Source organism: Neisseria sp. HMSC064D07, from assembly GCF_001837185.1.
GTDB lineage: Bacteria > Pseudomonadota > Gammaproteobacteria > Burkholderiales > Neisseriaceae > Neisseria > Neisseria flavescens_C.
Genome location: NZ_KV831646.1, coordinates 1 through 18,989, shown reverse-complemented (window position 1 = coordinate 18,989; position 18,989 = coordinate 1). Strand labels below are relative to the sequence as shown.

At 48.9% G+C, this 18,989-nt stretch carries 20 protein-coding genes and 2 tRNA genes; 8 read left to right on the top strand and 14 right to left on the bottom strand.

The window, feature by feature from the left end; all coding sequences use genetic code 11:
- The first annotated feature begins 80 nt into the window (after positions 1–80).
- Entirely contained in the window at positions 81–758 is a 678-nt protein-coding gene (locus HMPREF2608_RS00790) for a 7-cyano-7-deazaguanine/7-aminomethyl-7-deazaguanine transporter (protein ID WP_070825648.1), read from the top strand.
- Between the two features lie 65 nt (positions 759–823).
- Here HMPREF2608_RS00790 and ubiM read toward each other — a convergent pair whose 3' ends face one another.
- The 3 genes from ubiM to rplU all read right to left on the bottom strand — a co-directional run bounded on the left by ubiM (position 824) and on the right by rplU (position 2,891).
- Positions 824–2,008 carry a 5-demethoxyubiquinol-8 5-hydroxylase UbiM gene (ubiM, locus tag HMPREF2608_RS00785; protein ID WP_003680095.1) on the bottom strand — a complete coding sequence of 395 codons (1,185 nt, stop codon included), beginning with the start codon at positions 2,006–2,008 and terminating at the stop codon, positions 824–826.
- Between the two features lie 274 nt (positions 2,009–2,282).
- The gene (gene rpmA / locus HMPREF2608_RS00780; protein WP_002212328.1) at positions 2,283–2,555 is read right to left on the bottom strand and encodes a 50S ribosomal protein L27; all 273 of its coding nucleotides are present in this window, start codon (positions 2,553–2,555) and stop codon (positions 2,283–2,285) included.
- A 27-nt stretch (positions 2,556–2,582) separates the two neighbouring features.
- The gene (gene rplU, locus HMPREF2608_RS00775; RefSeq protein ID WP_002216394.1) at positions 2,583–2,891 is read right to left on the bottom strand and encodes a 50S ribosomal protein L21; all 309 of its coding nucleotides are present in this window, start codon (positions 2,889–2,891) and stop codon (positions 2,583–2,585) included.
- A gap of 263 nt (positions 2,892–3,154) precedes the next feature.
- On the opposite strand from rplU, the gene ispB reads away from it, so the two are divergent.
- The 3 genes from ispB (at position 3,155) to HMPREF2608_RS00760 (ending at position 4,673) form a co-directional block, all read left to right on the top strand.
- Positions 3,155–4,129 (top strand): octaprenyl diphosphate synthase, encoded by a 975-nt coding sequence (ispB, locus tag HMPREF2608_RS00770; protein ID WP_070765665.1) that lies wholly within the window; start codon positions 3,155–3,157, stop codon positions 4,127–4,129.
- 4 nt (positions 4,130–4,133) lie between these two features.
- Complete coding sequence (locus HMPREF2608_RS00765; RefSeq protein ID WP_070825646.1) at positions 4,134–4,580, top strand: DUF441 domain-containing protein; 447 nt, start codon at positions 4,134–4,136, stop codon at positions 4,578–4,580.
- Positions 4,581–4,598: 18 nt separating this feature from the next.
- Positions 4,599–4,673: transfer RNA gene (locus HMPREF2608_RS00760), tRNA-Arg, on the top strand.
- Between the two features lie 102 nt (positions 4,674–4,775).
- Here HMPREF2608_RS00760 and HMPREF2608_RS00755 read toward each other — a convergent pair.
- The gene (locus HMPREF2608_RS00755) at positions 4,776–5,933 is read right to left on the bottom strand and encodes an NnrS family protein (RefSeq protein ID WP_070504340.1); all 1,158 of its coding nucleotides are present in this window, start codon (positions 5,931–5,933) and stop codon (positions 4,776–4,778) included.
- A gap of 86 nt (positions 5,934–6,019) precedes the next feature.
- Entirely contained in the window at positions 6,020–6,400 is a 381-nt protein-coding gene (locus tag HMPREF2608_RS00750) for a hemerythrin domain-containing protein (RefSeq protein WP_049344491.1), read from the bottom strand.
- A gap of 146 nt (positions 6,401–6,546) precedes the next feature.
- On the opposite strand from HMPREF2608_RS00750, the gene HMPREF2608_RS00745 reads away from it, so the two are divergent.
- Positions 6,547–7,005, top strand: a complete 459-nt coding sequence (locus HMPREF2608_RS00745; RefSeq protein WP_070825645.1) for an RrF2 family transcriptional regulator — start codon at positions 6,547–6,549, stop codon at positions 7,003–7,005.
- 597 nt (positions 7,006–7,602) lie between these two features.
- Here the strand turns inward: HMPREF2608_RS00745 and HMPREF2608_RS00740 are convergent.
- The 8 genes from HMPREF2608_RS00740 to HMPREF2608_RS00705 all read right to left on the bottom strand — a co-directional run bounded on the left by HMPREF2608_RS00740 (position 7,603) and on the right by HMPREF2608_RS00705 (position 14,321).
- A tRNA-Ile gene (locus tag HMPREF2608_RS00740) sits at positions 7,603–7,678 on the bottom strand.
- Positions 7,679–7,771: 93 nt separating this feature from the next.
- A complete protein-coding gene (gene folP, locus HMPREF2608_RS00735; protein WP_070825644.1) occupies positions 7,772–8,626 on the bottom strand; it encodes a dihydropteroate synthase in 855 nt (284 codons plus the stop codon).
- An 84-nt stretch (positions 8,627–8,710) separates the two neighbouring features.
- Positions 8,711–10,372 (bottom strand): electron transfer flavoprotein-ubiquinone oxidoreductase, encoded by a 1,662-nt coding sequence (locus HMPREF2608_RS00730; RefSeq protein WP_070825643.1) that lies wholly within the window; start codon positions 10,370–10,372, stop codon positions 8,711–8,713.
- A 132-nt stretch (positions 10,373–10,504) separates the two neighbouring features.
- Positions 10,505–10,942: an ExbD/TolR family protein gene (locus tag HMPREF2608_RS00725; protein ID WP_003686804.1), complete on the bottom strand. Its 438-nt coding sequence runs from the start codon at positions 10,940–10,942 to the stop codon at positions 10,505–10,507.
- Positions 10,943–10,945: 3 nt separating this feature from the next.
- Positions 10,946–11,605: a MotA/TolQ/ExbB proton channel family protein gene (locus HMPREF2608_RS00720; RefSeq protein WP_070825642.1), complete on the bottom strand. Its 660-nt coding sequence runs from the start codon at positions 11,603–11,605 to the stop codon at positions 10,946–10,948.
- 106 nt (positions 11,606–11,711) lie between these two features.
- Positions 11,712–12,644, bottom strand: coding sequence for an energy transducer TonB (locus HMPREF2608_RS00715; RefSeq protein WP_070825641.1), 933 nt, complete (start codon positions 12,642–12,644; stop codon positions 11,712–11,714).
- A gap of 350 nt (positions 12,645–12,994) precedes the next feature.
- Positions 12,995–13,891: a tyrosine recombinase XerC gene (locus HMPREF2608_RS00710; RefSeq protein ID WP_070825640.1), complete on the bottom strand. Its 897-nt coding sequence runs from the start codon at positions 13,889–13,891 to the stop codon at positions 12,995–12,997.
- 1 nt (position 13,892) lies between these two features.
- Positions 13,893–14,321 carry an acyl-CoA thioesterase gene (locus tag HMPREF2608_RS00705; RefSeq protein ID WP_070825639.1) on the bottom strand — a complete coding sequence of 143 codons (429 nt, stop codon included), beginning with the start codon at positions 14,319–14,321 and terminating at the stop codon, positions 13,893–13,895.
- Positions 14,322–14,471: 150 nt separating this feature from the next.
- On the opposite strand from HMPREF2608_RS00705, the gene fba reads away from it, so the two are divergent.
- Positions 14,472–15,536, top strand: coding sequence for a class II fructose-bisphosphate aldolase (gene fba, locus HMPREF2608_RS00700; protein WP_003686828.1), 1,065 nt, complete (start codon positions 14,472–14,474; stop codon positions 15,534–15,536).
- A gap of 128 nt (positions 15,537–15,664) precedes the next feature.
- Entirely contained in the window at positions 15,665–16,594 is a 930-nt protein-coding gene (locus HMPREF2608_RS00695; RefSeq protein ID WP_070825638.1) for a glycosyltransferase family 2 protein, read from the top strand.
- Between the two features lie 64 nt (positions 16,595–16,658).
- Here HMPREF2608_RS00695 and HMPREF2608_RS00690 read toward each other — a convergent pair whose 3' ends face one another.
- Positions 16,659–18,335 carry a formate--tetrahydrofolate ligase gene (locus HMPREF2608_RS00690; RefSeq protein WP_070825637.1) on the bottom strand — a complete coding sequence of 559 codons (1,677 nt, stop codon included), beginning with the start codon at positions 18,333–18,335 and terminating at the stop codon, positions 16,659–16,661.
- Positions 18,336–18,511: 176 nt separating this feature from the next.
- Between HMPREF2608_RS00690 and HMPREF2608_RS00685 the strand changes: the two genes are divergently transcribed.
- Positions 18,512–18,943 (top strand): EamA family transporter, encoded by a 432-nt coding sequence (locus HMPREF2608_RS00685; RefSeq protein WP_070825635.1) that lies wholly within the window; start codon positions 18,512–18,514, stop codon positions 18,941–18,943.
- Positions 18,944–18,989: the final 46 nt, after the last annotated feature.

The window sequence follows — 18,989 nt, the reverse complement described above, 5'->3', positions numbered from 1 at the left end:
GCACTTTTTATTACGCGACTTTACTTATTGCACGGTCTCGCAAGGCTTCATGCCGTCTGAAAAACTTCCGAAAGATTCCCATGTACGAATTTACTGCCGCACAGCAGAAGAAAGCGCTCTTCTGGCTGGTGCTTTTCCATATTTTTATTATTGCCGCCAGCAACTACCTGGTGCAGTTCCCCTTTCAAATTTTCGGTATCTTTACCACTTGGGGCGCATTTTCCTTTCCCTTTATCTTCCTCGCTACCGACCTGACCGTGCGCATTTTCGGCGCGCCGTTGGCGAGACGGATTATTTTTTGGGTTATGCTCCCCGCCCTGCTGCTCTCTTACGTCTTCTCCGTCCTCTTTCATGACGGCAACTGGACAGGCTGGGCATCTTTAACTGAATTTAACACCTTCGTCGGCCGTATCGCATTGGCCAGCTTTTCCGCCTATGCGCTCGGGCAAATCCTCGATATTTTCGTGTTCAACAAATTACGCCGTCTGAAATCATGGTGGATTGCCCCTACTGCTTCCACCGTTGTTGGCAATGCTTTGGACACGCTGGTGTTTTTCGCCGTTGCCTTTTATGCGAGCAACGATGAATTTATGGCGGCAAACTGGCAGGGCATCGCATTTGTCGATTATCTATTCAAACTCACCATCTGCACCCTCTTCTTCCTGCCTGCATACGGCATCGTATTAAGCATCTTGACCAAAAAGCTGACTTCCTTAAACGTCCGTCAAGAAATGCCCGAATCGGTTTTAGCCAAATAAACAGCAGATAAAAAAAGGCCGTCTGAAACTTTAATCGTTCAGACGGCCTTTTATGTTTTAAACAATTAACCGGTTAATTGTTTGGTAATCAGTTTTTTCAGCGGTGGGAAGTTATTGCTTGCACGCAATACCAAACCGCGCAGCAGTTTTGCCGGAGCAGTTTCATTGGTAAAGAGTTTCAGCAGCATATTGGTGCCGTGGTAAATCGGATGGGCGTGTAGCATATGCTTGGTGCTGTATTTTTCCAGCAGGCTCTTCGCACCAATATCCTGACCGCGTTGCTCGGCTTCAAGCACCAATTTAGCCAAAAGATCAGCACTTGCCAAACCCAAGTTGAAACCGTGCGCAGTAACCGGATGCATACCGACTGCGGCATCACCAATCAACGCGCTGCGTTTGCCGTAGAAACGTTGGGCAATCATACCAACCAAAGGATAATTGTGAATGGTGCTGACCAATTCCATATCGCCCAAACGGCCTTTGAGTTGCTCTTTCACACTGGCTGCCAATTCTTCCGGCGACATGTTTTTAATCGTTTCGGCTTTATCGCTGTCCACCGTAATCACTGTATTGGTCAAGTGTTCTTCCAAAGGCAGCAACGCAATGGTACGGCCGTAGTGGAAGCATTCATATGCGGTATGCAGGTTGGACAAGGTATGCTTCATGCGGCACACAAACATGGTGCGGCTGTAATCGTGCATATCTGAAGAAATGCCCAATTGACGGCGCGTTTGCGAGAAGCGGCTATCGGCGGCCAACAACAAACGGCCGGTCAATACCTCGCCGCTTTCCAAAATAACTTGCGCCTCATCATCAGAAGTTTTGACTTCTTTAACATTAGTGCCGGTCAGAATTTTCACGTTGTCCAATTTGGACACGACTTCATAAGCGGCTTTGCGGATATTGTGATTGGAGATCAAATAGCCCAAGCAGTCCGCAGGCTCGCCGCGCGCCTGAGTCGGTTGCGGGAAGTGGAGCTGGTAATCGGAATGACCGTTCAATACTTTGGCATCGCGCAAAGGATAAATTTCGTCTTTTGGAATCAAATCCCACATACCCAATCGCTGCATGATTTCGCGCGACAAGTGTGTCAGTGCGATTTCACGGCCGTCATACGGCGGATTTTGCAACACTTCTAAAGGACTTCTTTCAATCAGGGTTATGTTCAAACCGCTTCCGGCCAACTCTGCGGCAAAACTTAATCCGGCAGGGCCTGCGCCGACGACGAGAATATCACTGTGTAAGCTCATGGGAGGAATTCCTTGTATTCAACTGATACGGATTTTTTCAGACGGCCTTAAGTTTACTGTGTTTAGCTACATGAGGGTAAATCAAAGGCATTTGATAGATTATATAGAAAGAGTCGATAGAATAAAACAAAGGCCATCGATTGTAAGCACGTTTTTACTTTGGCCTTAATATAAATCAAGCTTCACGACATACGGATTTTATCAAACGGACAAAACAGCCTGACAAACAAAAGCCGCATTCCTTTTCAGAATGCGGCTTTCAATCGTAAAACGATTATTCTTCAGAACCGGTGTAAGGACGGATGCTGACAGTTTTACGGTTCAGCGCGCCTTTGGTTTTGAATTCAACGTAACCGTCGACTTTAGCAAACAAAGTGTGGTCTTTGCCCATGCCTACGTTGTCACCTGCGTGGAATTTAGTACCACGTTGACGAACGATGATAGAGCCTGCCGGAATCAGCTCGTTGCCGTAGGCTTTAACGCCCAAGCGTTTGGCTTCTGAATCGCGACCGTTGCGGGTGCTACCGCCTGCTTTTTTACTTGCCATTTGTAATACTCCTGAACTTACTTGAAATTAGGCGATTGCCACGATTTCGATTTGGGTGAAATTTTGGCGATGGCCTTGGCGTTTTTGGTAGTGTTTGCGACGACGCATTTTGAAAATGCGTACTTTCTCGCCACGACCATGAGCAACGACTTTAGCTGTTACTTTTGCGCCTTCGATAAAAGGTGCGCCTACTTTTACAGATTCGCCGTCAGCAATCATCAAAACTTCAGTCAGTTCGATTTGGCTGTCGAGTTCGGCTGGTATCTGTTCTACTTTCAATTTTTCGCCAACGGAAACTTTGTATTGTTTACCGCCGGTTTTTACGACCGCGTACATACTCAACTCCATGAGAATTAGGTTAACATTCCGCACACCATGTGCGAAACGAGCTATTCTATTTCTATTTGCCTGTTTTGTCAAAATTTATTTTATTTACAAGTGAAAAGGCCGTCTGAAAGATATGTTGCATGCTTTTTAACTGATATAATCACGCGCTGGATTGCTGATATCTTTATGCAACGTTATTACCCCGACCGAATGTACGGGTTTAAACAGATTCATTGGAGCCTCCGCTCCGTTTTATCAACAGAGAATGTTTTATGCTCGAAAACCTGCCTTACTTCCAACGCCACCTGCCCGATGACCTTGCCAAAGTTAATGCGGTCATCAACCAAGCTGTTCAATCTGATGTCGCACTGATTTCGCAAATCGGCACATACATCATCAGCGCGGGCGGTAAGCGCCTGCGTCCGATTATTACCATTTTGGCAGGCAAAGCAGTCGGGCATGACGATGAAAAATTGTACTCGCTGGCAGCGATGGTGGAATTCATCCACACCTCCACCCTCCTGCACGACGATGTCGTCGATGAAAGCGATTTGCGCCGCGGCCGTAAAACCGCAAACAACCTCTTCGGCAACGCGGCGGCTGTTTTGGTCGGCGACTTCCTCTATACACGCGCCTTCCAACTGATGGTTGGTTCGGGCAGCATGCGTATCTTGGAAGTGATGGCAGATGCGACCAACATCATCGCCGAAGGCGAAGTCATGCAGCTGATGAACATCGGCAATACGGATATTACCGAAGAGCAATACGTCCAAGTTATCCAATACAAAACAGCAAAACTGTTTGAAGCGGCCGCACAAGTCGGCGCAATTTTGGGCAAGGCTTCCCCCGAACACGAGCAAGCCTTGAAAGACTACGGCATGTACGTCGGTACGGCTTTCCAAATCATTGACGATGTATTGGACTATTCAGGCGAAACCGAAGAAATCGGTAAAAACGTCGGCGACGATTTGGCAGAAGGCAAACCTACCCTGCCATTGATTTACCTGATGCGAAACGGCTCCGAGCAGGCAGCAAACGATGTGCGCCACGCCTTGGAAAATGCCGACCGCAGCTATTTTGAAAAAATCCACGACTATGTCGTCAACTCCGACGCTTTGCCGTATTCGATTTCCGAAGCGAAAAAAGCCGTCGACAAAGCCATCGCTTCATTGAACGTGTTGCCTGACAGCGAAGTCAAAGAAGCCATGATCCAACTGGCAAAAGAATCTTTGGCCCGAGTATCTTAATCCGATGAATTTCAGCTTTGTCCCTTTGTTTCTGTTTACGCTGATTTTTTTGGGTGTCGTCAGCAACAACAACTCGATTACGATTTCGGCAGCGGTATTGCTGCTCATGCAGCAGACGGCCTTGTCGCAATATCTTCCCTTGGTGGAAAAACACGGTTTGCATCTGGGCATCATCCTGCTGACCATCGGTGTATTGAGCCCGCTGGTTTCCGGTAAAATCCAAATTCCGCCGGTTTCCGAGTTTATCAATTTCAAAATGATTGCCGCCGTCCTTATCGGCATTTTGGTTGCCTGGCTTGCCGGACGCGGCGTTCCATTGATGAGCGAACAGCCTGTTCTGGTAACCGGATTATTAATCGGCACGGTCATCGGCGTTGCCTTTGTCGGCGGCATTCCGGTCGGCCCTTTGATTGCCGCCGGCTTATTGTCTTTTTTTGCTGGAAAGGTTTAAAATCCCCTCCTTTACCGCCTCGCCATAGTTCAACGGATAGAACGTATGCCTCCTAAGCGTAAAATACAGGTTCGATTCCTGTTGGCGAGGCCATAATTTCAATGAAAGCCTTTCATATTCTGAAAGGCTTTTTTTATTATCAATAATAAAGGCCGTCTGAAACTTTTCAGACGGCCTTCTCATTTTGCCAAACCGTTAACCCGGACGACCATCCGAACGCGGGCGGATCAACCAAGGAATATATTTCCATGCGTACAACAGCAAAGAGGCGGCAAACAAAGCGGCGGAGCAGCGGATACTGTGCGTATATGCCGTACCGCTCACAAAGGTTGCCAAAACACGGACAACCGTTGCAGCTATCATCAGCCAAAAGGCGACAGGAACCACTTTAGGCGGCGGATAAATAGAGTTGCCGGTATGGCCAAGCGCAGTTCGCGCCATCATACCCAAAGTCAGCACGCCGATACCGCCAACGCCGATAAGGTGTACGCCCAAATTCAGGAAACTTGGAACCCAATAAGAAATACCGACAGCAATCAAGCCCAAGCCGGTAAACAGATAGCCGGCAAACAAAATCCAAAGCATAGGCTCTTTCAGTACGGCTTTATACCACCAGCGGTACACCTGCACGGTAAAAATCACACCGGCAGCCAGAGCAAACAACGCGGCCAGTCCCGGCAATATGTTATGCGCCATCAGCATGGCGGTCAGCATAGGCAGCCAAAGTGAAGCGTGCGCCACCCATTGAGGGCTGGGAATTTGCGGCACGTTCAGACGCTTGGACGTAAAGAACGAGATAATCCGCATACCGATCAAACCGATAAATCCGGCCACCATAATCAAACCGGATTGCAAACCGGTCATCAGCGCAATAGCATCAAACGGCTGCACTTTCAGATGGAAGGCAAAATGGGTGCCGCCCAAAACAAAAATGGCGAACACGGCAACATAGTTGCGCTTGTTTTGAGAACGGATTACCGGCAAAGCCATGCATACCGCGCCATACCAGAAAAAGATCGTACCGAATATGCCGCTTGCCGTTACCCCCCAACCAGGAATAAACATACAAATGCGGGCCAACAGCCAAAATGCGGTCAAACCGGCCAACGCCTTACCGCGTGTCGGCGGCTGGCCTGTCCAAGTCGCCACGGCCGTCAACAAGAATGCAATGACAACCAATCCGGCATAGCCCCAAATCATTTCATGAGCATGCCAATAAAAACCCAGCAACTCAGGCGTACCCTGAAAGCCGAAGCCCCAAAGCAGTATAGACAATGCGCCATACAAAGCCGCCAACGAATAAAACGGGCGGAAGGCCATTGCCCAAACCGGGTGTTTGAACAAATCGGTCATGGTGGTTCCTTCAATTTTTATATCATCATAAAACAGCAACAGAGGCCGTCTGAAACTTTTCAGACGGCCATCGACCCCTTTCCCTGTCACACATTTTCAGGCAAAGGCAAAAAAGGTTCAATCGCAGGGAAAAGCTCGCGCTCCTCAAAGCGCGCATGATCGCGCAAAGTGACAGCAAACTCCTTATTCCATGATTCATTCATATATTCAGGATGCGCCATCATCGCGCGTAATTTGGCATGATCGCCTTCAAAACGCTGCCGCAACGCAGGGTCAATTTTATCCCAATACGGCGCAAACATGGTTTCCTCTTCCCAAAAATGTGGCTCAAGCTCAACAAAATGAGGCTCCAGCTCCGCCTGATGGCTTTGATCGGGCGTACGCAGAAGACGGACGCACAACGACAGCGAGCCATGATGTTCGCGGGAAAGTTCTATTAAGGCAGGATGGCGTTTCAAGGGCTTCATAAGTTCGTTATAATGGCAACAGTCTGTCAAACTGGATTAATTCAAATGTTTCAGATATTATGAAACCCAATCCCACATAAAGTCAAACAGCCCCTCACCAAGCACTACGCTTTTGACATATAATAAAAATATCTAAAGAGCCAGCCATGTATCTGACCCAACATACCGATTACGGATTGCGCGTATTGGTTTATACTGCCATCAACGATGACACCCTCGTCAATATCAGCACCATTGCCGAGACTTACAATATTTCCAAAAGCCATTTGATGAAAGTGGTTACCTCATTAGTCAAAGGCGGTTTTCTGGTCAGCGTGCGCGGCAAAGGCGGCGGTTTACGCTTGGCAGATAATCCTGAAAACATCAATATCGGTGCAGTTGTACGCCATCTTGAGCCAATGCAGGTCGTCGAATGCATGGGCGACAACAACGAGTGCCTCATCACCCCTTCCTGCCGACTGACCGGTATCATTACTGGCGCCATCAAAGCCTTCTTCAATCATTTAGATCAATACTCACTGCAAGATCTGCTGGACAAGCCGACTTACGACATACTTTATACACCGCGCATCCCAATCAACGAAATACGCGGAACGGCCGACTAAATCTTCTGGCCGTCTGAAAACAATCCAGCCATACTGAAATGGTATTACTTGAATAATTAAAAATGCCGTCTGAAATGAAGATTTTCAGACGGCATTGGTTTACAAAACACTCTACAGTTAAATAGCTGACTTTCATTCGATAGGTTAATTTTTATGCTAAATATGTCGAATATAAGACAACAGAAAAACCTAAAATAAGAATAATCATAGCAACCGTAAAATTTATTCTTAATATTTTCAGATAAAATTTATTGGAGACTTTTTGCATTCCAAACAGTATCTTGAAAAATTTTAATTGCATACTTCTATGAGTAAATAGATATTCAAAAAAACCTATATCCATCCCTTCTGATTTTAATATTTTATATAGCATTACTAGATTAATGATAACTGCAATAAAATACAAAAATGCTAAAAAAACTGAAAATAAGGAAATAACTCCACCAAACTACTCCTCCTTTTTTTAAAAGAATTTTCCCTAAAAAACATATTGGACGACATAACCAAATTGCTATTGTCGACATTATATTCCAACCCTTCACAAACCAATAAATACAAAAATGCCCGAAGCCAAAAGCCTCGGGCATTTTTAATATTTGGTGGGTCCGGTGGGTTTCGAACCCACGACCAAGGGATTATGAGTCCCCTGCTCTAACCCCTGAGCTACAGACCCGTCAAGAGTAGAAGCGGATTATAGCATAACTTGTTGCTTGTTCAAGATGCCGGGCAAATGTTTCAGACGGCCTGTTGGTTTTCTATTCGGGCATTATGCCGATATGCCCAATGCTTCCCAAACTTTCAAAGCGTCCGATGTTGCTTTAACATCGTGAACACGGATGATTTGCGCGCCTCGGGCGACAGTGGCCAAAGCGGCTGCGACGCTGCCGTGTACGCGTTTGGCGGCATCTTGTTCGCCTGTCAGCTCGCCAATCATACTTTTGCGCGATATGCCGATCAGAAGGGGGAATCCGGTTGCGTCCATCAACTCAGGCAAATGTTGTATCAGGGTAATGTTGTGTTGCAGGTTTTTGCCGAAACAGAAGCCGGGGTCGAGCGTGATGCGTTCAGGGGCAATGCCTGCTTGAACGCATTCTGCCGCGCGTGCTTTTAAATAACGCGCGACTTCTTCGACGACATCTTGATATTGCGGATTAAGCTGCATGGTTTTGGGCAAACCCTGCATGTGCATGAGACACACGCCTGTCGTCGGCTGTTGAGCCAATAATGCGACTGCGCCTTCATCACTCAATGCGGCAACATCGTTGATAATATCGACGCCGCCTTGCGCCAAGGCTTTTTCCATGATTGCCGTGTGGCGCGTGTCCAAACTGACGGGAACATTCCACTTGGCGACTTCCGCCAAAACCGGCTGTACCCTGGCCCATTCTTCTTCTCCGAGAGAAACATCATCCGAACCCGGGCGCATAGATTCGCCGCCGATATCGAGAATATCCGCACCGTCTTTCAGCAGTTGCTCGGCATGTGCCAATGCTATTTGGACATTTTGCGAATAGGTGCCGCCATCGGAAAATGAATCGGGGGTCAGATTGACGATGCCCATGATTTTCGGTTTGTCTAAGGCGATTTCAAATCGGCCTGCCTGCCAAATGTGCGTGTTCATAATGCTTCCATTGATGAAATAATAGGATAGAGGCCGTCTGAAACTTTTCAGACGGTCTTTAGGTTTTGACTTCAAAACAGTAAATTACATTCCGCCGTAATTCGGTCCACTCGCGCCTTCGGGACAAATCCAAGTGATGTTTTGCGTCGGGTCTTTGATGTCGCACGTTTTGCAGTGAACACAGTTGGCGGCGTTGATTTGCAGGCGCGGATTGCCGTTTTCTTCGACGATTTCATATACGCCGGCCGGACAATAGCGGGTTTCGGGCGAGGCGTATTCTTTGTAGTTTACATCTATCATGACCTGCGGATTTTTCAGCACCAAATGGTCGGGCTGGTTTTCTTCGTGCGCAAGGTTGGCAAGGAAAACGCTGCTCAAACGGTCGAAGGTCAAAACGCCGTCAGGCTTCGGATAGTCAATCGGCTTGCACGCGGCGGCTTTTTTGAGCTGCTCGTTGTCTTTGCCGTGATGTTTCAAAGTCCACGGGGCTTTGCCTCTGAAAATCATCTGGTCGATACCGGTATAGACGGAGCCGAGGTAAACGCCCCATTTGAATGACGGACGGACATTGCGCGCGGCGTAAAGCTCTTGATACAGCCAGCTTTGTTCAAAGCGTTGCTGATAATCGGCCGCTTCTTTGCCGCTGTCGAAGCTTTCCACTTCTTCGAGGTTTTCCAACAAAGGGAACACGGCTTCTGCGGCAAGCATGGCGGATTTCATGGCCGTATGGATGCCTTTGATGCGCGGCATATTCAGGAAGCCAGCCGCATCGCCGACCAAAACGCCGCCTTTGAACGAGAGTTTCGGCAGGCTTTGCAAACCGCCTTCAATCAGCGAACGCGCGCCATAAGCGATACGGCGTCCGCCTTCAAAGGTTTTGCGGATTTCAGGATGGGTTTTGAAACGTTGGAACTCTTCAAACGGCGACAGATAAGGGTTTTGATAATCCAAGCCAACCACAAAGCCGACAGCAACTTTGTTTTCGTCAAAGTGATAAATAAACGAGCCGCCGTAGGTTTTGCTGTCCAACGGCCAGCCTGCGCTGTGCATGACCAAACCGGGCTGATGTTTTTCAGACGGTACTTCCCAAATTTCTTTAATGCCCAAGCCGTAAGTTTGCGGCTCGCTGTTTTGGTCGAGCTTGAATTGTTCAATGACTTGCTTGGAAAGCGAGCCGCGACAGCCTTCGGCAAATATGGTTTGCTGAGCCCAAAGCTCCATGCCGGGCTGGAATGAATCGGTCGGTTCTCCGTCTTTGCCCACGCCCATATTGCCGGTCGCAATGCCTTTGGCCGAACCGTCTTCGTGATAAAGCACTTCGGCAGCGGCAAAGCCCGGATAAATTTCCACGCCTAAATTTTCCGCCTGCTCCGCCAGCCAGCGCACGACTTCGCCCAAGCTGGCAATGTAGTTCGCATGGTTGTCGAAATTAGGGGTAACCGGCAAGTTGAAGGCTTTTTTCTCGGTCAGGAACAAAACCCTGTCCTTCGTCACTGTACGCGTCAGCGGCGCGCCTTTTTCTTTCCAATCAGGAATCAGCTCATTCAAAGAAATCGGATCGATGATGGCACCGGCCAGCGAGTGCGCACCGGCCTCTGAACCCTTCTCCACCACACAAACGCTGATTTCGCGTCCATTCTTTTCGGCAAGCTGCTTGAGTTTGATGGCGGCGGACAAACCCGACGGGCCTGCACCGACAATCACGACATCGTATTGCATACTGTCGCGCTCGATGGTTTCTGTCATAGTGGTTCCTGTATTGTCATTATTCAATTTAATCCGCTAATTATACAGCCTGGACATATAGTTACCAAATACAACAAAAGGCCGTCTGAAACTTTACTCAAATTTCAGACGGCCTTTACTGTGTTCAAAAGATTACTGCGCTTTGGTTTCCGTTACAAAACCGATTTTGCTGATACCGGCTTCGCGCGCCGCTTGCAGGGCTTGGTTAACATAATCGTATTCAACCGCTTTATCCGCCGCAATCGCCACAATCACATCTTCGTTTTTCGCTTTGGCTTCTTTCAGCTTGGCAGTTACTGTTGCCAAATCCACTTTGGTATCGGAATCGCCGCCAACGACATAAGCACCACTGGCATCAATGCTCAAACGCAAAGGATCTTTAGGCTGCTGCTTATCCTCTTTCGCCGCTTTTTCCGAAGCAGTCGGCAACTCCAAAGGAATTGAGTGGGTCAGCACCGGCATGGTAATCATAAATACAATCAGCAACACCAGCATCACGTCCACCAAAGGTGTAACGTTGATATCCGACATCGGCGCATCATCGCCGGAATTCATTGATCCGAAAGCCATGGTTTAATCCTTTTGGTTCAGCAGGCGGACATGCAGGTCATGTGCAAATGCGTCCATATCTTGCGCGATGGTTTTTGTACCGCGATTGAGGAAGTTGTACGCCAATACGGCCGGAATCGCCACAAACAGGCCGACAGCAGTCGATACCAAAGCCTCGCCAATCGGACCGGCTACCGCAGCAATGCTCATTTGACCGCTTTCGCTGATGCCGATCAGGGCATGGTAAATACCCCAAACAGTACCCAACAGACCGATAAAAGGAGCAGTTGCGCCGATAGAGGCCAAAGCAGTCATACCGTAGTCAAACTGGCGCATGGTTTGAGCCAAACTGTTACGGATATGAACGACCAAGTATTCGTTCAAAGGCAATTCGTCAATCAGCGATTTGCTTGTCGTTTGACGGTAGTTTTGGTATGCGCGCAGAGACTCATCGGCAACATTGCTCATTGGTGCTTCTACCGCTTTGGCTTTTTGTACGGCATCAGCCAGCGTAAACGCATTCAGCATCAACTCTTTTACCTGAGCATTGCCTTTTTTCGCTTTGCAGTATTTGATGCAGCGAATCACGATGACGCTCCAAGTCACTACGCTCATCAACAACATCAGGACAAATACACCAATCAGTACCACATCACCTGATTTGAAAACTAAACTTAAATCCATAATTTTTCCAAGTTAAAAATAAAATTAAAATTTCTATCGGGTCATTTAAAATAAATCATTTCCCAACAGCATATATTTTCTAATCAATCTGCTTAGGCCTAGATACTTATTCGAGCGTGAATTTGACAGGTACTTTAAATTCAGTCCAAACGCTTGCATGACAGCTACCATCTTTAACGGCTTTACGCGCTGCATTATCCAGACGACTATAACCACTTGATTTATTCACACTAATTGAATCCACTTTACCGCCGGGACCAACCAAGACTTTCAAAACAACCAAGCCCTCTTCGCCATTTTCAGTGGACAGTGAAGGATACGGAGGTCTCGGAATATGGCAGGTTCCTTTTGCCGGATTGCCTTTACTGCTGCCGGCACCTGTACCGCTGCCACCACCTCCGCTACCGCCGGTGCCGGAACCATGTTCACCTTTCGAGCCGCCGCTGCCAGATCCGCTGCCTTCACCACGGCCGCTGCCTGTACCTTTCGTACCGCCGCCGTTGCCTTTTCCTTCTCCGCCCAAGGCTTTACCTTCTCCGTTGCCTTTACCGTTTTCAGCAGTATTCGGCCCGGTTTTGCTGCCTGAGTATTCAGATGCTTTGGGAGACGGTTTAGGTTCTGCCTTCGGCTCTGGTTTTGGTTCAGGTTTTGGCTCGGGCTTCGGCTCAGGTTTGGGTTCCGGCTTAGGCTCGGGCTTAGGTTTCTCGATAGGTTTCGGTTTTTCCTTTTGCTGTACGATATCCGCTTTTTCTTTTTTCGTTACCACAGGTTTGATAACAGGTTTGGGCGGCTCGACAGGCTTAGGTTTGGGTTTCGGCTTGGGTTTAGGTTGTTCGGGGGTAGGCTCGGGGGCGGCAGGTGCGCCTTCGCCCTCAGGACTACCGTCGCCACCGCCGAAATCGCCTAAATCGACAAATTCAATATTCGCCATTTCGACAGGAGGCGGTTTGTGCGCGTGCCATAAAAGTGCAACCAAGCCGACGTGAATCAACGCAACGGAAGTCACGACGGCTGGAGTTAAAATTCGTTTTTTATCCATAATTCCGTTATGTTAATAGCAACAATTCCCGTTTGCAAGTCGTTTTACAGTCAAAATAAGCATTAATGCTTATAGAGAAAGTTTATAGACCTGCTGTTTTAAAGGCTGCATATCATAATATGATATTAGCTCTCATTACTAATATTATCAAACAAAAGGTCGTTTTAAAAGATAAGCGGTAAGACAAAACAGCCTATTCTTCCGGCGTTTATGCTATCCGCACATTAAACCAATATCGAAACCTCATCAGACCGATAAAAATTCAAATAGTTTCAAATCATCTGTATTTTTATCCATAAAACATCAGGCCGTCTGAAAACATTCTTTCAGACGGCCTGATTCAAACAAAATCATTTTTTCCGTTTCGCCCTTGGGTGAGCCTCATCATAAACGCGCGCCAAATGGTCAAAGTCCAGCTTTGTATAAACTTGCGTAGCGGAAAGGTTGCTGTGACCCAACAATTCCTGTACGGCGCGGATATCGCCCGATGCCTGCAAAAGATGGGTTGCATAGCTGTGGCGCATCATGTGCGGCGAGATATGACTGGCGCTGCCCACGCGCACTGCCCACGCCTGCAGGCGTTTTTGGATTTGACGTTGCCCCAGCCTGCCACCGTTCTTATTGGTGAACAAGGCCTGCTCGCCCTCTTTGGCAATACGCACTGCCAAATAATCGCGCAATGCCGCAATGCTTTTGCCCACCAAAGGCACTTGCCGCTGCTTGCCCCCTTTACCCTTCACACTGACCCAGCCTTCGTCCAAGACAATACCGTCCAGATTCAAACCTTGTATCTCGCTCAGGCGCAAACCGCTGCCATACATCAATTCAAACATGGCCTTATCGCGCACGTCCAACTCGTCATCAACCGGCGCATGGTCAAGGATATGGTTTAAAGGTTCTTGCGGTAGTGCTTTGGGCAGGCGTTCGGGCAGGCGCGGCGCTTTCATATTAAATGTCGGGTCGCTTTCCATGACTTCTATCTGCACCAGCCAACTGCAATACTGCCGCCATACCGACAATTTCCGCGCCAAGCTGCTTTCGCTTAAGCCCTTTTGCGACAGCTTTTTCAATACCGCCACAAAATCACGGCGCGTCGGCAGGCCGTTTTCAAGATTATCGGGCAACAGGCGCATCAACTCGCTCAAATCGCGCCGATAAGCGGAAACGGTATGCTCCGACTTGCCTTGTTGCAGCAAGGTTTTCAGATAGCGTTCAAGATGAAGTGCAAAATGGTTTGATTCCGCCATTTCAGACGGCCTCCAATGCCGTTTTCAATGCCGAAGGCAGACGGCAGACACGCTGCTTGCCATAATCGAAACACACCATGCCTGTCTGCACTTTCGCCAGCACAAGGCCGTCTGAAATCCTACGGATACGGTACAACAAAGAAAAGCCCACACCGGCCACGCCTGCCGCCCCCATTTCTACCGACAGCTCATCGCCATGATGACCTTGCGCCAAATACTGCACCGCCGCATCCGCCATAATCAGGCCTGCCCCTCCGGCATCCATTTCGCTCCAACCCAGCTTCGCCAGCCAACGCATCCGCACTTCATGGCACAAACGCAACACCGCATCGTTTGCCAGATGGCCGCCATAGTTCACATCGCCCACCTGCACCGTCAAGACCGTCTGAAATAAAGGCTTATCACACTCGGCCACCGAAATCCTATCCATTTTGCACACCCGTTTTCAATACTCTGCCATTATAAACCGAGACCCTGTTCGTTAATATATAAAAACAATGTAGCAGCTTGTAGTTTTTCATAGCAAAAAACATTATAATTTATAGGATAAATTTACCCTTCACTACTTCAGGAGCTTCTCATGGCACTCGTATCCATGCGCCAACTGTTGGACCATGCTGCCGAAAACAGCTACGGTCTGCCCGCATTCAACGTTAACAACCTCGAACAGATGCGCGCCATCATGGAGGCGGCCGACCAAGTCAACGCCCCCGTTATCGTTCAAGCATCCGCAGGCGCACGCAAATACGCAGGTGCCCCATTCCTGCGCCATCTGATTTTGGCCGCAGTCGAAGAATTCCCGCACATCCCTGTGGTAATGCACCAAGACCACGGCGCATCTCCTGATGTATGCCAACGCTCCATTCAACTGGGCTTCTCCTCCGTGATGATGGACGGCTCGCTGATGGAAGATGGCAAAACCCCTTCTTCTTACGAATACAACGTCAACGCCACCCGTACCGTGGTCAACTTCTCCCACGCTTGCGGCGTGTCCGTTGAAGGCGAAATCGGCGTATTGGGCAACCTCGAAACCGGCGAAGCCGGCGAAGAAGACGGCGTAGGCGCAGTGGGCAAACTTTCCCACGACCAAATGCTGACCAGCGTTGAAGATGCCGTACGTTTCGTTAAAGATACCGGCGTTGACGCACTGGCGATTGCCGTCGGCACCAGCCACGGCGCATACAAATTCACCCGTCCGCCCACAGGCGACGTATTGCGTATCGACCGCATCAAAGAAATCCACCAAGCCCTGCCAAACACCCACATCGTGATGCACGGCTCCAGCTCCGTTCCGCAAGAATGGCTGAAAGTCATCAACGAACACGGCGGCAAAATCGGTGAAACCTACGGCGTACCGGTTGAAGAAATCGTCGAAGGCATCAAACACGGCGTGCGCAAAGTCAACATCGACACCGACTTGCGCCTCGCCTCTACCGGTGCCATCCGCCGCTTCATGGCAGAAAACCCATCCGAATTCGACCCGCGCAAATACTTGAGCAAAACCGTCGAAGCCATGAAACAAATCTGTCTTGACCGCTACCTCGCATTCGGTTGCGAAGGCCAAGCCGACAAAATCAAACCGATTTCTTTGGAAAAAATGGCAACCAAATACGCCAAAGGCGAATTGAACCAAATCGTTAAATAATCCGTATCTCGGATTCACACTAAGGCCGTCTGAAAACTTGAAAATAAGGTTTCAGACGGCCTTAGCTTTTGGGAAATTTATAGTAAAATCTTCCACCGACTACACATCAAAACACATCGAAAGCAAACATGAAACTCGCCGTTATTTTGCCGGCCTATTGCGCCGAAGCTTATTTGCCCGAATGCTTGGATTCGGTATTGAATCAAACATTCCGCGACTTTTTCGTCATCGCCATCAACGATGCTTCAACAGACAAAACCGGTGAAATCCTCGAGGCTTACACAGCCAAAGATTCACGTTTGCAGGTTTTCCACCTTCCGGAAAACAGGGGCGAGCCGTTTGCCTGCCAATTTGCCATGGATATGCTCAAAGATGTAGAGGTCGAATATGTGGCACGAATGGACGCGGACGATATTTGCGCCTTGGATCGTTTTGAAAAACAAATTCAATTCTTAGACAGCCATCCCGAAATCGATATTGTCGGCAGCCAAGCCACCATCTTTTTTGATGACCAAACCGGAAGAGAACCCGTTTTAAGCGACCTCCCCCTGATCGACAAAGACATTAAAGCCTTTCTCTCCTTTGCCGCCCAAAACATGTTCAACCCCACCACCATGTGGCGGCACGACAGCATTAAAAACCTCGGGATAAACTACACCGCGACAGAGACTGCGCCCGATTTCCATATGTGGGTGCAATGCGCCCTACATGGCAAAACCTTTGCCAATCTGCCCGAACCTTTGTTGTTTTACAGGATACATCAAACTCAAGAAAGCAAAAAAAGAGACAAAATCAGCAGATCCGTCCAATACACCATGGAGTTGTGGATCAGTCATCTCTTCCCTGATTTGAACCCAGTAGAAGTCACCCTCTTAAGCCGCATCTTGTACGAAAAGCAACTGCGCTTGACCACCGAAGAGCTGAAAACCATTTTTGCCGCCTATGACAGAATCAGCAAAGACCGCAGCATTTCATTGTTTGGCGAAGACCGCAATACAATGTTCGGCATGATAGACAATTTCTTCAATTTCTTAAAAAGCCGGTTGAAATTCACTTAAATTATAAAAGGTCGTCTGAAACCTCGTTTCAGACGGCCTTTGTCTATTTCAAGATCAATCTAAATCAGAACAAGCCGTGAATCACGCCGTCTGCATCCACATCGATTTTCTCGGCAGCCGGAACTTTCGGCAGACCCGGCATTTTCATCATATTGCCGCACAACGCAACAATAAAACCTGCGCCAGCGGAAACAGTAATACCGCGCACGGTAATGCGGAAGCCTTCGGGGCAGCCCAACAGTTTGGCGTTGTCGCTCAAAGAGTATTGGGTTTTCGCCATGCAGATCGGCATTTTGTCCAAGCCCAGTTTTTCCAGTGAAGCGATTTCGGCAGACGCTTCCGCGCTGAAATCGACGTCTTCCGCGCCGTACACTTTTTGGGCAATCGCACGGATTTTGTCTTTAATGCTCAACTCAACATCGTAGGCGAAGCCGAAGTTATTCGGTTGATTTTCGATGGCGTTAACGACTTTGTGCGCCAAATCCGCGCCGCCCGCGCCGCCTTTGCCCCATACTTCGGTCAGGGAAACTTCGACGCCATGTTCCGCACAGGCTTTTTCAATCATGGCCAACTCGGCATCGGAGTCGGACACGAAACGGTTGATGGCAACCACCACAGGCAGGCCGAATACGTTTTTCAGGTTGGAAATGTGTTTCAAGAGATTAGGCAGACCTTTTGCCAAAGCGTCGAGGTTTTCTTCGCCGAGGTTGGCACGTTCCACGCCGCCGTTGTATTTCAAAGCACGGACAGTGGCTACGACAACAGCCGCATCAGGTTTCAAATCCGCCAGACGGCATTTGATGTCGCAGAATTTTTCCGCACCCAAATCCGCGCCGAAGCCTGCTTCGGTTACGGCGTAATCGGCAAGGTGTTTCGCCAGTCGGGTGGCGGTAACGGAGTTGCAGCCGTGGGCGATGTTGGCGAACGGGCCGCCGTGTACAAAGGCCGGCGTGCCTTCGATGGTTTGCACCAAGTTAGGCTTAATCGCATCTTTGAGCAATGCCGCCATCGCGCCATTCGCTTTCAAATCTTTGGCGTAAACGGGGCTGCCGTCTTTGGCATAGGCGACAAGGATGTTGCCCAAACGCTCTTTCAAATCGCTGATGTCTTTGGCAAGACAGAATACCGCCATCACTTCGGACGCAACGGTAATGTCAAAACCGTCAGGACGCATCACGCCGTCAACAGGTTTACCCATGCCGTCGATGATGTTGCGCAACTGACGGTCGTTCATATCGACCACGCGACGCCACAGCACGCGTTTCGGATCGATGTTCAACTCATTGCCTTGGTAGATGTGGTTGTCGAGCATGGCAGCGAGCAGATTATTCGCCGCACCGATGGCGTGAAAGTCACCGGTGAAGTGCAGGTTGATGTCTTCCATCGGCAAAACTTGGGCATAGCCGCCGCCTGCCGCACCGCCTTTAACACCAAACACCGGACCCAAAGAAGGCTCGCGCAGGGCGATAACAGAATCTTTGCCGATATGGCGCAACGCGTCCGCCAAACCGATGGTTACGGTGGTTTTACCCTCACCCGCAGGAGTCGGATTAATGGCGGTAACCAAAATCAGACGGCCTTGTTTTTGCGGCAACTTGAATGCTTCGGCAGGATTGATTTTGGCTTTGTAATGGCCATAGGGCTCGATGTTGTCAACGTTCAAACCCAGCTTGGCGGCAATTTCACCAATCGGGAGCATGGTGGAAGACTGGGCAATTTCAGCATCGGTTTTGAAGCTCATGATTTTCCTTTATTGAGTGAGGGAAGGCCGTCTGAAACAATCTCAAGAGACGGCTGGAAGAAAAAGAATATTAGTTCTATTATAGCGTTTTCCAAAGACAAACCGCAGTGAAAATTTCGATATCTCATCAACAAGCGGATTCATATTGTCAACAATTTGAAACAAAGGAATAAAACATGAGCAGCAACGCATGGCTGTTTTGGGCATTGGCATCGGCAGGCTTCGCCTCATTGACCGCCATTTTCGCCAAAATGGGTTTACAGGGCATAGATTCAGATTTCGCCACCTTTATCCGCACCTTGGTCATCCTCGCCGCTTTGGTATTGTTTTTAACCTACACCGGCAAATGGCAGGGCGTGAACGGCTTTACCGGCCACAACTGGACATTCCTCATCCTATCCGGCCTCGCTACCGGCGCATCCTGGCTCGCCTACTTCAAAGCCCTGCAACTGGGCAATGCCTCACAAGTCGCGCCCGTCGACAAATTCAGCTTGGTCTTGGTCGCCCTGATGGCCGTCGTTTTCTTAGACGAACGCCCAAGCACTCAGGAGTGGATAGGCTTAGGCTTGGTAACCGCAGGCGTATTGACTTTGGCTTTGAAACGATAAAGATTGGGACAACAAAAAAGGCCGTCTGAAAAATTTCAGACGGCCT